The following is a 12669-nucleotide window of genomic DNA, read 5'->3' as shown; positions in this document are numbered from 1 at the left end:
ATGAAAAAAAATCTTAAATATCATTTAACTTGGACTGCTAGCACGGTGATTTTCTATTTCATCTTATTCTTCCTCTATCACTCAGGCAAAATCAATATTTTTACCGATGCCATCATTGCAAATATCGGCATTAATATTATTTTGGCGGTCAGTTTGAATTTGATTATTGGGTTTGGTGGTCAATTTTCTTTAGGTCATGCAGGTTTTATGGCTATCGGCGCTTATGCGACAGCGATTATGACAGCGAAAAGTCCAACAATTGGTAGTTTTTTCTTAAGTATGTTTGTGGGGATGCTGCTCTCAGGTGTGATTGCATTAATCGTTGGGATTCCAACCCTTCGTTTAAAAGGCGATTACTTAGCGATAGCAACCTTGGGCGTATCTGAAATTATTCGAATTTTGATTATTAATTTTAGCGATCTAACGAATGGTCCTTCAGGTATCTTTGGGTTACCACTTTTTAGTAACTGGCAAGTAATCTTTATTTTTATGGTGATTACGATTGTCTTTATTTCAAACTATATGAATAGTAGTTATGGACGTCGAACCTTGTCAGTGCGAGAAGATGAAATTGCAGCGGAAGCAATGGGTGTGAATACGACGAAGTTTAAAGTTTTGGCCTTTGTGATTGGTGGGATCTTTGCAAGTGTCGGTGGAAGCCTCTATGCGAGCTATCAACAATCTGTTTTTCCAAGCGACTTTACCTTTATGAAATCGATTGATATTTTAATCATTGTTGTTTTTGGTGGAATTGGTAGTACAACAGGTGCCGTCGTTTCAGCCGTTGTTTTGGGATTCTTAAATATGTATTTACAAGATTTGGGGAACTTACGGATGATATTCTACGCTCTAGCAATCATCTTAATTATGATTTTTAAACCAAGCGGATTACTTGGAAGTAGAGAGATTTCAGTGAAACGACTTTATCAACGATTTGGAAAAAAAGGAGGCGCAAAAGATGGCACTACTAACCGTTAATAAATTAACAAAAAACTTTGGTGGGTTAACCGCTGTCTCACATGTGAACCTCGAACTTAAGGAGAATGAGCTTGTTGGTTTAATCGGACCAAATGGTGCGGGAAAAACAACCTTGTTTAACTTACTAACGGGTGTCTATGAGCCGACTTCTGGCGATGTTTTATTTAATGAAGGCACGAAAATGACCCGTTTAAATGGGATGAAACCTTATAAAATTGCGGAAATTGGTTTGGGGCGTACGTTTCAAAACATTCGTCTATTTAAAGAGCTCACCGTTTTAGAAAATGTGTTAATTGCTATGAGAGAAGAAGAGCAAGCTTCTTTTGTGGCCAATATTTTTCGCCTGCCTCAATTTTATCAAACGGAAGCAAAATTAAAGGAAGAAGCAACAAAACTGTTGGCTATTTTCCAATTAGAAGACAAGTTGGAGACATTGGCTCGCAATCTTCCTTATGGTGAACAGCGACGACTTGAAATTGTCCGGGCTTTGGCGACTCAACCTAAAATTCTTTTCTTAGATGAGCCGGCAGCTGGTATGAATCCTCAAGAAACTACCGAGTTGACGGATCTCATTTACCGCATTCAAAAAGAGTTTCAAATAACCATTATCTTGATTGAACATGATATGAATTTAGTCATGGATGTGTGTGAACGAATTTATGTGTTAGAATATGGACAAGTCATTGCAGAAGGAACACCAGAAGAGATTAAGGGGAATCCTCGGGTGATTGAAGCTTATTTAGGAGGGGAACTCTAATGTTAAAAGTTGAAAACTTATTCGTAAAATACGGATTAATTGAAGCGATTCATGATGTTTCTTTCCACGTCAATCAAGGAGAAATTGTGTCTTTAATTGGAGCAAATGGTGCTGGAAAGACGTCCATTTTACGTACGATTTCAGGCTTGGTTCGCCCAGCAAGTGGTACGATTACTTTTGAAGGAAAGGCAATTGAAAAAGAAGCCCCTCAAAAAATCGTGATGCAAGGCCTTTCGCAAGTTCCCGAGGGCCGTCATGTTTTCTCAGGTTTAACGGTTCAAGAAAATTTAGAAATGGGCGCCTTTTTAAGAAAGGATAGCGAATTAAAGCAAGACTATGAAGCCGTGTATCAGCGTTTCCCTGTTTTAAAAGAACGGAAAAAACAAGATTCTGCCACCTTATCGGGCGGAGAACAACAAATGTTAGCGATGGGTCGTGCCTTGATGTCTCGTCCCAAACTATTATTACTTGATGAGCCATCGATGGGGCTAGCCCCGATTTTTATTCGTGAGATTTTTTCAATTATCGAAGAGATAAAATCTCAAGGGACGACGGTCTTACTCATTGAACAAAATGCAAACATGGCACTATCAATTGCAGATCGCGGCTATGTTTTAGAAACAGGGAAAATCGTTTTAGAAGGTACCGGTCAAGAACTGTTAACGAGTGAATCTGTGAAGAAAGCATACTTAGGAGGGTAAACCATGAGTGTAAAAGATTTTATGTCAACCCAGTTAATTACGGTGAGTCCCACAACACCAATTTTTGATGCAGTTGACCTAATGAAGCAACATAAAATTCACCGCTTACCTGTGGTTGAAGGGGATCAGTTGGTGGGGTTGATTACGGAAGGAGTTATTCAAGAGGCTCTTCCTTCAAAAGCCACGAGTTTAAGTGTTTATGAAGTAAATTATTTACTGAATAAAACCATTGTCAAAGACATTATGATTAAAAAAGTAGAAACCATTGGTCCAAAAGCGCTCCTCGAAGATGCGATCGCCCAAATGCGTAAAAACAATGTCGGTGTGCTACCTGTGATTGAGGGCGAAAAACTCGTTGGGATTATTACTAATAATGATATTTTTGATGCTTTCTTAAAAATTACAGGTTACTATGCCGGAGGAACCCGGATCTCACTAGCAGTCGAAAAGGATCATCCAGGTATCTTAGCTGAAATTACAAAAGTGTTAGCAGAGAAAGAACTGAGTATTTTGACGGTCGTTGTCGATCGTCAAGCGACTCAAACGATTGTTGAAATTCAAGTAGAAACAAAAGAAACAGAGAAAGTGAAAGCTATTTTAACTGCAGCAGGGTTTGCCGTGGTGAGTGCTGTACTAACAAATCAATAAGGAAAAAAGCTAGAAGGCAAGATTTCCTTTCTAGCTTTTTTTAAGGAGGAGGACCAAAATGTTTCGTCGAGCGCAAGTAGAGGACGTCCCTAAGCTACAAGCCATCTTAACGGAAGCTTGGCAAGTTACCTATAAAAATCTGTATACATCAGGCTATATCAACCACGTGATTCAAGCGTTTTACAATCAAGAACGATTAATCAATGAAGTAACGGAAATTTCGCAAGCGTGGTCAGGTTATTATGTATTAGAAGAGGATGGACAATTAGTTGGTTGTATTGGTGGTGGAATCGAAGAAAGCGAAATAGGCGCAATCTACGTTTTATACTTAGATCCTAAAAAAAAGAACAAAGGCTACGGCTCGATCTTGTTGGCTGAATTTACGAGTTGGCAAAAAAAAATGTATCAAATAAAGAAACAAAAGGTTTCGGTCACCGAAAAAAATGAAATGGGTTTGCCTTTTTATCAAAAACACGGGTTTAAACAGATTGGAAAGAAGAAGGTTTCTTTTGAAACAATTGATGAAAAATACGATTCACTACAAATGATTCGAGCAGTCTAAAAAAAATGATTTAATAACAAAAAGTACTCGTAAATTTTAAAAAATGTGGTAAGATAGAACTCGAGGTGAAAAAGGATGAAAAAGAACAAAGAGATTCAAATCCAGCTGGAAGAATCCAAGCGGACGCTTCAAGGAAAGTCCTACGATGTGACGGCTCTTTTTATCGGTAAAAAGAAGATGGGCGAGATCTTAGAGTATGGCCCGAAAGACTTTCAAGCTTTTATGGACGACGAATCCATCGGTTCAAATAAGACTTTTGAGCTAGCGGTTGAAGCAATTATTCGTCAATGGAATTTACATGAATAATTTTTGAAAAAAGGCTTGCCTTTTCTTGAAAAGTTGTGTATTATAAAGAAGTTGAGTTGTTAAACATAACTTATTCAACCTTTGGGAGGAGTAGCGAAGTGGCTAAACGCGACGGACTGTAAATCCGTTCCTTCGGGTTCAGTGGTTCGAATCCACTCTCCTCCACCATTGGGGTATAGCCAAGCGGTAAGGCAAGGGACTTTGACTCCCTCATGCGTTGGTTCGAATCCAGCTACCCCAGTTTTTAGAGCAGCGATGCATTCGTTGCTCTTTTTTTATTTGAAAATTCCAAGCGTTTGCGCTAATCTAAAAGTATCAACAAAGACAGGAGTGGAAAAGATGAAATTTGATTTTCGTATAAAAGAACAAGTCATTGAAGCAGTCGAACATCTTTATGATATTTCTAAAAAAGATGTCATTGTGAACATCACTAAAAAAGGAATCCGAGTAACAGAAAAACGTCCAACGAAACAAACGATTAAATGGCGGATGAAGAATCGATAATGGAAGAAACGCCAATGAAAGGACTCGAAGAAAAGTCCTTTCATTGGCGCTTTTTAGTCGATGACTGGCATTTCAATAGGAAGTACGTTCCCTTCTTGGAATGTGACTTGATTGTTTAAGTGCTCGATCACCTCGTTTTTAAATGGCTCGCTGTTTGCTTGATCAACCATCACACACAGGTTGACGGAATCAGTAAAAACCGTTTCTTTGATATGGTAGTGATTGTGCTCTAAGAAATGTTGCATTTTTCCAAGCAAAGCGTAATCAATGCTGACAAAAATTTCTTGTTGAGGTTTCACATCAACGATGCCAATTTCTTTAACGGCAGCGGAAACGCAAGAGGAATATGCTCGAATTAGTCCTCCGGCACCTAGTTTGACTCCACCAAAGTAACGAGTAACGACGGCTACAACATCAACTAATGCATTTTGTTTTAGGACTTCAAGCATGGGAACGCCAGCAGTGCCACTAGGTTCGCCGTCATCGCTGGAACGCAAGACATGACCATCTGTTCCAATAATGAAGGCGCTACAGTTATGATTGGCCTTCCAATGTTCTTTTTTGATCGTTTGAATAAAATCTCTTGCTTCCTCTTCTGTTTTGACACGTTGCAAAAAGCAAATAAACCGTGATTTTTTTATTTCAATTTCAACTTGCCCGTTTTGGCTGATTGTTCGATAACTGGCTAACATAAACGGCTCCTTTCCATGTGATACTTCTCCTAGTATAGGCAATAAATCATCAGATAGCAATTTCATGTTAGTTGCTTTTTTGGGTAAGAAGCTAGATAATAAGAAGAAAAGGGTGAAAGCGAGTGGGGCGTAGAAAAAAATACGATATTATTACCACATACCTTCGAAATAATGGGGGAACACAAGTGACTTTGACTTTTACTCAAATGGACGAGTTGCTTTTTCCTGCTAGCGGTTTACCAAAGACAGCCAGAACGAGTTTGGATTGGTGGGCGAACGATTATTTGTACCCTGAAAAAGGGGCTTATGCTTGGTTGAATGCCAATTATGAAGTTATCCATGTTGATTTAAAAAAGGAATACGTTGTTTTTCGACCGTTACTAAAAGAAACATGGCTTTCGTAATCATTAATTGACAAAGCGTTCAATTGTTTTATAATTTAATTGAGTGGAAAAATCATGGAAACAACAATTATTTTAATGTATGGGGGAAAAATTGATGGCAAAAAAAACAATCATGTTAGTTTGTTCTGCTGGTATGAGTACCAGTTTACTTGTTTCAAAAATGCAAAAATCAGCAGAGGTACAAGGATTAGATACTGATATTTTTGCAGTGTCTGCCTCAGAAGCCGATCATCATCTTGCAACAAAAGATGTGAACGTTTTATTACTGGGCCCACAAGTTCGTTTTATGAAGGCGGATTTTGAAAAGCGGCTAGAATCAAAAAAAATCCCATTAGAGATCATCAACATGGCCGATTATGGAATGATGAAGGGCGACAAAGTTTTAGAACAAGCATTGCGTTTAATTGAAGAAAATCAATAATCATTTTAGTAAGGAGCGAGGAAAATCCCCCGCTCTTTTTTCGTATCTTCTCATTGAGGTGAGGAGAGTGGAAGAATTAATCGGTCGTCAAGTCGTGATGTCTAGTCAAAAAATGAAAACTTATGCTTCTCCAGATTTTTTAGTCCGCCCTGCTTTATTGCTTGCAGAAAACATCGATTGCCAAAGGTGTTCGAGTGTACTGGAAAAAGAATCACACTGTTTACCAAATGGGGCTTATTTTTGTTCGGTCTGCTTGCATTACGGTCGTTTAACCAGTGCGGATTTCCTCGTTTCTAAACATGAAACGAAAAATGGCCGTCTTCCAAGAGAGGTCTGTTTCAGTTGGAATGGCGTGTTGACTTCTTTACAAAGGGAAATTGCCGAACGTTTGCTTCATCATTTCGAACAGGAAAAAGATTGCCTTTTATGGGCCGTCACAGGTTCGGGGAAAACGGAAATGATTTTCCCCTTAATCCATCATGTTTTAAAAAATGGTGGGAGAGTTTGTGTCACCTCTCCACGAATTGACGTCTGTCGAGAGTTGCATCCGCGGATTCAAGCTGCCTTTTCCTCTGAACCAGTCTTATTACTCTACGGTGAATCAGAGGAAAAGTATCGTTATTGTCCATTGTTGGTTTGTACGACGCATCAATTGCTGCATTTTTATCAGGCGTTTGATTTAATTATTGTTGATGAAATTGATGCCTTTCCTTATGAAGGAAATCCGATGTTACGCCATGCCCTAAAACAAGCGCGACGCTTGAATGGTCGCCAAGTTTATTTGACAGCCACCCCATCGAATCAATTGCTCAAAGAACTCGGATCCAGCTTCATGATTGAAAAATCCCCTTTGCGTTTTCATCAAAGACCCTTGATTGTACCTGAATGTCTTTGGTATGGTTCTTGGGAAAAATGCGCGAAAAGCAAACATTTGTTAAGAAAACTCGTGAAGTACTTGAATGCCTTGTTAATTGATAATGATGTTCTTGTTTTTTGTCCGAGTATTCTTTATATGGAAAGACTTTATCATCAATTGATTCATTATTTTCCAGAAAAGGTGATGGCAAGCGTGCATTCAGAAGACGTAAATCGCAAAGTGAAAATCGAAAACATGCGTGCCAAACAATATCGGATTTTATTAACCAGCACGATTTTAGAGCGTGGGGTGACTTTTGAAAAGGTATCTGTGATTGTTATGGGAGCAAACCATCCTGTTTTTACGAAATCGGCACTCGTTCAAATTGCGGGTCGAGTCGATCGAAAGGGACCTTACTCGAAAGGGCGGGTGCTCTTTTTTTACAGTCAAATGACCAAAGCGATGAAACAAGCTTGTCAAGAAGTTCAGACGATGAATCACTTGGCTGTGAGGTGGTTGGAAAAATGAGATGTACCTGGTGTCAAAAGTCAATGATTCATAATTTAAGTATGAAGGAAATACTCTTTCCCTTAACGGTCAGAAACAATCGTTGTTCATTTTGTCAAGCGCGATTGCAAAAGATTCCTTTAGATCAGGCTTGTCCGACTTGTTGCAAAATTGGAGGGAACAAGCAATGTCAAGATTGTTTACGCTGGCAGCGAATATTTCCCGACTATTCTTTTTCTCACCATGCCTTTTTTGTGTATGATGAGGCCTTTCAAGAGTGGATTCATCAGTACAAATTTTTAGGTGACTACCGTTTACGTCAAACGTTTGTCCCAGAAATTCGCAATTATTTGAAGAGGCAGCGGGCAGATTTCATTTGCCCCATCCCGCTTTCTGAGGAGCGATTGGCTTCCCGAGGATTTAATCAAACGGAAGCCTTCTTAAGTGCAGCGAATATACCTTGGGTTTCATTGTTGAAAAAGGAGCAAGATACGACACCGCAAGCTCAAAAAAAGCGCCATGAACGACTGGCGACAAAGCAACCTTTTCAAGCGACAATTGCGATAGAACAAATAAGAGGACAGAAAGTGATACTTGTCGATGACGTGTATACGACCGGGCGCACCTTGTTTCATGCCGCGATATTATTGAAAGCGCATGGAGCCAAAGAAATTTGCACGGTCTCATTGGCCAGATAAAAGACTGGAAAATAAATGAAGAATGGTAACGATTTCTTTTGCATTTCTCATAAAGTTCGATATAATAGAAGTAAGAAGAGGGAAAGAGTGGTCCTTCTCTCTCTTTAATTGGTAGACGAAAGGGGCAATTGTTATGTTTAGATATAATGTACGTGGAGAAAATATCGAGGTCACAGAAGCAATTCGTAACTATGTAGAAAAGAAAGTTGGTAAACTAGAACGTTACTTTACAGATGTTCCAGATGCAACTGCACATATCAACTTAAAAGTGTATACGGAAAAAACTGCGAAAGTAGAAGTGACAATCCCGCTACCGTACCTTGTGTTGCGAGCTGAAGAGACTTCACCAGATTTATACGCAAGTGTTGATTTGGTTGTTGATAAGTTAGAACGTCAAATTCGCAAATTTAAAACAAAAATTAACCGAAAATCTCGTGAAACGGCAATTCCTGATTTGAACGCAGGCTCAATCTTCATTCATGATGAAACAGAAGAAGAGAATGGTTCAGAATTAGAAATCGTTCGTACGAAACGTTTATCGTTGAAACCAATGGATAGTGAAGAAGCAGTTTTACAAATGAATATGCTAGGGCATAACTTCTTCATTTTTGAAGACGGTGAAACAAACGGCACGAGCATCGTTTACCGTCGTAAAGATGGAAAATATGGTCTAATTGAAACCAACTAAAAAGAAAACAAAAGAGACAAGGGTCCTTGGAGGCTTTTGTCTCTTTTGTTTTCTTCAATAGTTTCACTATAAAATGTAGCAATCAACGAGAACAAATGATAAAATGGATTGAAGACTTTTTGAATACTTAAACTTAAGAAGAATTGAAATAAAAGGAGACTAGCGTTGTAATGGCGAATTTTTTAAAGAACTTAATTGAAAATGATAAAAAAGAATTAAAACGTCTAGATCAAATGGCAAAGAAAATTGATTTGTTAGCTGATCAAATGAGTGCGTTATCGGATGCGGAACTTCAAGGAAAGACAGAAGAATTTCGTCGTCGTTATAAAAATGGTGAAACTTTAGATGAGTTATTAACGGAAGCCTTTGCGGTGGTTCGTGAAGCAGCGAAACGGGTCTTAGGTCTCTATCCTTACCATGTCCAATTAATGGGCGGAATTGTTTTACATGACGGAAACATTCCCGAAATGCGGACAGGGGAAGGAAAAACCTTGACAGCGACAATGCCTGTTTATTTAAACGCAATTACAGGATTGGGTGTTCACGTTGTAACGGTGAATGAGTACTTAGCGACACGTGACTCGACAGAGATGGGCGATTTATATGAATTTTTAGGTTTAACAGTTGGTTTGAATATAAACTCAAAATCTTCTGAGGAAAAACGTGAAGCGTATGCTGCTGATATTACTTATAGCACAAATAATGAGTTAGGCTTTGACTATTTGAGAGACAACATGGTAGTCTACCGCAATCAAATGGTGCAACGCCCGTTGAATTATGCGATTGTCGATGAGGTCGATTCTATTTTAATTGATGAGGCAAGAACACCCTTAATTATTTCAGGCCAAGCAGAAAAGTCGACGGCTCTTTATACTCGAGCGGATAACTTTGTTAAACGTTTGAAAGCAGAAGAAGATTATAAGATTGATGTGCAATCAAAAACAATTACGTTAACGGAAGCTGGAATTGAAAAAGCAGAAGAAACATTCTCTTTAGAAAACTTATATGATATTGAAAATACGGCGTTAACACATCACTTAGATCAATCCTTACGTGCGAATTATATTATGTTACGCGATATCGATTATGTGATTCAAGAAGGTAAAGTATTGATCGTGGACCAGTTTACGGGTCGGATTATGGATGGTCGTCGTTACTCTGACGGTTTACATCAAGCGATTGAAGCAAAAGAGCATGTTGAAATTGAAGACGAGACAAAAACAATGGCCACCATTACTTTCCAGAACTTTTTCCGGATGTACAAAAAATTATCTGGAATGACAGGAACAGCAAAAACGGAAGAAGAAGAGTTTCGTGAAATCTACAATATTCAAGTCATTCAAATTCCAACGAATCGTCCAGTCGTTCGTGATGATCGTGCCGACTTATTGTATCCAACTTTAGAAAGCAAGTTTAAAGCAGTCGTACAAGACATTAAAGAGCGTTACCGCAAAGGTCAACCGGTCCTAGTCGGAACAGTAGCAGTTGAAACTTCAGAGTATTTGTCTGAATTATTAAATCAAGAGAAAGTACCACACGAAGTTTTAAATGCGAAGAATCACTTTAAAGAGGCAGAAATTATCTTAAATGCGGGTCAAAAAGGTGCCATTACAATTGCCACGAATATGGCTGGTCGAGGAACCGATATCAAATTAGGTCTGGGTGTTGCCGAATTGGGCGGTCTTGCAGTTGTAGGGACCGAACGTCATGAATCTCGTCGTATCGATAATCAGTTGCGTGGACGATCTGGCCGACAAGGAGACCCTGGTGTTTCACAGTTCTACTTGTCACTAGAAGATGATTTAATGAAGCGTTTTGGTTCAGAACGAATCAAGGCTTTTCTTGACCGGATGAATATTGAAGAAGAAGACGCGGTAATTCAAAGCAAGATGTTAACCAAGCAAGTCGAATCAGCGCAAAAACGAGTAGAAGGAAATAACTATGACACTCGTAAAAACGTCTTACAATATGATGATGTGATGCGTGAACAACGTGAAGTCATTTATCGCCAAAGACAACAGGTGATTATGGAAGAAGAGAACTTGTCCGAGCAATTAATGGGTATGGTTGAACGTACAATTAATCGGATGGTCGATGGTCACGTGCAACTTGAAAACAATGAAGTAAATTATGAAGGAATCATTGATTTCGCAGGCAGCGTCTTAGTTCATGAGGATGCGATTTCTCTAGCAGATTTAGAAGGAAAAGATAGCGCAGCGCTTAAAGCGTACTTGCTAACTTTAGCGCAAGAAAAATTTGATGAAAAAGTGAGTCATTTAAATAGTCCAGAGCAATTGCTTGAATTTGAAAAAGTGGTTATCTTACGAGTGGTAGATACAAAATGGACGGACCATATTGATGCTATGGATCAATTGCGTCAATCCATTGGGCTACGAGCATATGGTCAAAATAATCCATTAGTTGAGTATCAAACGGAAGGTTATGAAATGTTTGAAGCAATGGTTGGAGCGATTGAATACGAAGTGACTCGTTTATTTATGAAGGCTGAGATTCGTCAAAATGTGCAACGCGAACAAGTTGCGCCAACAGAAGCACCTGTCGCACAGACGGTGAATACAGAAAATATCGGTCGAAATGACTTATGTCCATGTGGTAGCGGTAAGAAATTTAAAAACTGCCATGGTCGAAAACAAATCGTTTAATAGTTGGCGGAGTCGTGACAGTCATCGGTCATGGCTCCGTTTTTAAAAGAACCTGCTCGGTAAAAAAAACGACAAGAATTTTTTCGAGCGAGAAAGAAGGAATTTAGATGGAATTAGCAGAAATTCGTCATCAACTAACGGAGATGAATCAAAAGATTACAAGTTTTAGGAGGTCTCTTTGACTTAGATCGTCTAGAAGAAGAGATTGCGGAAGTTGAACACCAAATGGGAGAACCTGGTTTTTGGGATAATAGTCAAGCGGCACAAGCGATTATTAATGCAAATAATGCCAATAAGGATACATTTGATCGCTTCCATCGCTTAGCCAGCCAATTGGAAGATTTAGAAGTACTATTAGAAATGCTGCAAGAAGAAGCAGACGCCGAAATCGAAAAAGAGTTGGAAGAAGGACTTCGCACGTTAACAGAAGAGATGAATTTATATGAACTGTCTTTACTGTTAGATGAACCGTATGACCATAACAACGCAATTTTAGAATTGCACCCAGGAGCGGGGGGAACGGAATCACAAGATTGGGGCAGTCTACTCTTGCGCATGTATCAAAGATGGGCGGACTCTCAAGGGTTTAAGGTGGAAACACTTGATTACCAAGCAGGAGATGAAGCAGGTATTAAAAGTGTGACCCTTTTAATTAAAGGCCACAATGCGTATGGCTATTTGAAATCAGAAAAAGGTGTCCATCGCTTAGTCCGAATATCTCCATTTGATTCTGCTAAACGTCGTCACACCTCTTTTTGTTCGGTCAATGTCATGCCAGAATTAGACGGTTCGATTGAAGTTGATATCAATACTGAGGACTTAAAAATTGATACTTATCGGGCAAGTGGTGCAGGTGGGCAGCACGTCAATACGACAGATTCAGCGGTTCGTATCACTCACTTACCAACAGGTGTGGTTGTTTCAAGCCAAGCCCAACGTTCGCAGTTGAAAAACCGAGACCAAGCGATGAGTATGTTAAAAGCCAAACTTTACCAATTAGAAGTCGAAAAGCAAGAGCAAGAAGCGGCAGCTTTACGAGGCGAACAAAAAGAAATCGGTTGGGGTTCACAAATCCGTTCCTACGTGTTCCATCCTTATTCAATGGTCAAGGATCACCGGACGAATTATGAAACAGGGAATATTCAAGCAGTGATGGATGGAGAATTGGATGGATTCATCGATGCTTTCTTAAAAATGCGCTTAAATGACAATAAATCTCAAAATTGATGGAATTGCAATCAAATTGTAACCTAATGAAAGCGGACTGAAACATAGCAATGCTAT

At 39.1% G+C, this 12669-nt stretch carries 15 protein-coding genes and 2 tRNA genes; 16 read left to right on the top strand and 1 reads right to left on the bottom strand.

The window, feature by feature from the left end:
• The 9 genes from ACYSNO_RS02990 to ACYSNO_RS02950 all read left to right on the top strand — a co-directional run bounded on the left by ACYSNO_RS02990 (window position 1) and on the right by ACYSNO_RS02950 (window position 4456).
• A complete protein-coding gene (locus tag ACYSNO_RS02990; protein WP_461729572.1) occupies window positions 1-978 on the top strand; it encodes a branched-chain amino acid ABC transporter permease in 978 nt (325 codons plus the stop codon).
• Window positions 959-1735, top strand: a complete 777-nt coding sequence (locus tag ACYSNO_RS02985; protein WP_461729571.1) for an ABC transporter ATP-binding protein — start codon at window positions 959-961, stop codon at window positions 1733-1735. Before ACYSNO_RS02990 ends, ACYSNO_RS02985 begins: the two co-directional genes overlap by 20 nt.
• Entirely contained in the window at window positions 1735-2436 is a 702-nt protein-coding gene (locus ACYSNO_RS02980) for an ABC transporter ATP-binding protein (protein WP_461729570.1), read from the top strand. Before ACYSNO_RS02985 ends, ACYSNO_RS02980 begins: the two co-directional genes overlap by 1 nt.
• A 3-nt stretch (window positions 2437-2439) precedes the next feature.
• The gene (locus ACYSNO_RS02975) at window positions 2440-3084 is read left to right on the top strand and encodes a CBS and ACT domain-containing protein (RefSeq protein WP_461729569.1); all 645 of its coding nucleotides are present in this window, start codon (window positions 2440-2442) and stop codon (window positions 3082-3084) included.
• Window positions 3085-3142: 58 nt separating this feature from the next.
• The gene (locus tag ACYSNO_RS02970; RefSeq protein ID WP_461729568.1) at window positions 3143-3646 is read left to right on the top strand and encodes a GNAT family N-acetyltransferase; all 504 of its coding nucleotides are present in this window, start codon (window positions 3143-3145) and stop codon (window positions 3644-3646) included.
• Between the two features lie 75 nt (window positions 3647-3721).
• On the top strand, window positions 3722-3952 hold the full coding sequence (locus ACYSNO_RS02965; protein ID WP_461729567.1) for a DUF2969 domain-containing protein: 231 nt from the start codon (window positions 3722-3724) through the stop codon (window positions 3950-3952).
• 84 nt (window positions 3953-4036) lie between these two features.
• Window positions 4037-4120: transfer RNA gene (locus ACYSNO_RS02960), tRNA-Tyr, on the top strand.
• Window position 4121: 1 nt separating this feature from the next.
• A tRNA-Gln gene (locus tag ACYSNO_RS02955) sits at window positions 4122-4193 on the top strand.
• A 98-nt stretch (window positions 4194-4291) separates the two neighbouring features.
• On the top strand, window positions 4292-4456 hold the full coding sequence (locus ACYSNO_RS02950) for a hypothetical protein (RefSeq protein ID WP_461729566.1): 165 nt from the start codon (window positions 4292-4294) through the stop codon (window positions 4454-4456).
• Between the two features lie 53 nt (window positions 4457-4509).
• Here the strand turns inward: ACYSNO_RS02950 and ACYSNO_RS02945 are convergent, their stop codons facing one another.
• Window positions 4510-5148 carry a YigZ family protein gene (locus ACYSNO_RS02945; RefSeq protein ID WP_461729565.1) on the bottom strand — a complete coding sequence of 213 codons (639 nt, stop codon included), beginning with the start codon at window positions 5146-5148 and terminating at the stop codon, window positions 4510-4512.
• A 122-nt stretch (window positions 5149-5270) separates the two neighbouring features.
• Here ACYSNO_RS02945 and ACYSNO_RS02940 point away from each other — a divergent pair, with 122 nt between their 5' ends.
• The 7 genes from ACYSNO_RS02940 (at window position 5271) to prfB (ending at window position 12612) form a co-directional block, all read left to right on the top strand.
• On the top strand, window positions 5271-5552 hold the full coding sequence (locus tag ACYSNO_RS02940; protein WP_461729564.1) for a DUF7662 domain-containing protein: 282 nt from the start codon (window positions 5271-5273) through the stop codon (window positions 5550-5552).
• A gap of 94 nt (window positions 5553-5646) precedes the next feature.
• A complete protein-coding gene (locus ACYSNO_RS02935; protein WP_461729563.1) occupies window positions 5647-5973 on the top strand; it encodes a PTS sugar transporter subunit IIB in 327 nt (108 codons plus the stop codon).
• 67 nt (window positions 5974-6040) lie between these two features.
• Window positions 6041-7357, top strand: coding sequence for a DEAD/DEAH box helicase (locus ACYSNO_RS02930; protein ID WP_461729562.1), 1317 nt, complete (start codon window positions 6041-6043; stop codon window positions 7355-7357).
• Entirely contained in the window at window positions 7354-8034 is a 681-nt protein-coding gene (locus tag ACYSNO_RS02925; RefSeq protein WP_461729561.1) for a ComF family protein, read from the top strand. The genes ACYSNO_RS02930 and ACYSNO_RS02925 overlap by 4 nt, the downstream gene beginning before the upstream one ends.
• A 133-nt stretch (window positions 8035-8167) precedes the next feature.
• Complete coding sequence (gene hpf / locus ACYSNO_RS02920; protein ID WP_461729560.1) at window positions 8168-8722, top strand: ribosome hibernation-promoting factor, HPF/YfiA family; 555 nt, start codon at window positions 8168-8170, stop codon at window positions 8720-8722.
• A gap of 170 nt (window positions 8723-8892) precedes the next feature.
• Window positions 8893-11385, top strand: coding sequence for a preprotein translocase subunit SecA (gene secA, locus ACYSNO_RS02915; RefSeq protein ID WP_461729559.1), 2493 nt, complete (start codon window positions 8893-8895; stop codon window positions 11383-11385).
• A 107-nt stretch (window positions 11386-11492) separates the two neighbouring features.
• Window positions 11493-12612, top strand: a protein-coding gene (gene prfB / locus ACYSNO_RS02910; RefSeq protein ID WP_461729558.1) for a peptide chain release factor 2 whose coding sequence is annotated in 2 segments (ribosomal slippage) — window positions 11493-11564 and window positions 11566-12612 — 1119 coding nt in all. Because the reading frame shifts where the segments join, the coding sequence is not laid out codon by codon here.
• Window positions 12613-12669 lie beyond the last annotated feature (57 nt).

The organism is Enterococcus sp. LJL98, from assembly GCF_054871745.1.
Note: the sequence above shows the minus strand (reverse complement) of the source record. Positions and strands in the feature narration are given on the sequence as shown.

Excerpts from the sequence above, each read along its gene's own strand:
- ACYSNO_RS02990 (WP_461729572.1), top strand. The coding sequence starts at position 1 with ATGAAAAAAAATCTTAAATATCATTTAACTTGGACTGCTAGCACGGTG.
- ACYSNO_RS02985 (WP_461729571.1), top strand. The coding sequence starts at position 959 with ATGGCACTACTAACCGTTAATAAATTAACAAAAAACTTTGGTGGGTTA.
- ACYSNO_RS02980 (WP_461729570.1), top strand. The coding sequence starts at position 1,735 with ATGTTAAAAGTTGAAAACTTATTCGTAAAATACGGATTAATTGAAGCG.
- ACYSNO_RS02975 (WP_461729569.1), top strand. The coding sequence starts at position 2,440 with ATGAGTGTAAAAGATTTTATGTCAACCCAGTTAATTACGGTGAGTCCC.
- ACYSNO_RS02970 (WP_461729568.1), top strand. The coding sequence starts at position 3,143 with ATGTTTCGTCGAGCGCAAGTAGAGGACGTCCCTAAGCTACAAGCCATC.
- ACYSNO_RS02965 (WP_461729567.1), top strand. The coding sequence starts at position 3,722 with ATGAAAAAGAACAAAGAGATTCAAATCCAGCTGGAAGAATCCAAGCGG.
- ACYSNO_RS02950 (WP_461729566.1), top strand. The coding sequence starts at position 4,292 with ATGAAATTTGATTTTCGTATAAAAGAACAAGTCATTGAAGCAGTCGAA.
- ACYSNO_RS02945 (WP_461729565.1), bottom strand. The coding sequence starts at position 5,148 with ATGTTAGCCAGTTATCGAACAATCAGCCAAAACGGGCAAGTTGAAATT.
- ACYSNO_RS02935 (WP_461729563.1), top strand. The coding sequence starts at position 5,647 with ATGGCAAAAAAAACAATCATGTTAGTTTGTTCTGCTGGTATGAGTACC.
- ACYSNO_RS02925 (WP_461729561.1), top strand. The coding sequence starts at position 7,354 with ATGAGATGTACCTGGTGTCAAAAGTCAATGATTCATAATTTAAGTATG.
- hpf (WP_461729560.1), top strand. The coding sequence starts at position 8,168 with ATGTTTAGATATAATGTACGTGGAGAAAATATCGAGGTCACAGAAGCA.
- secA (WP_461729559.1), top strand. The coding sequence starts at position 8,893 with ATGGCGAATTTTTTAAAGAACTTAATTGAAAATGATAAAAAAGAATTA.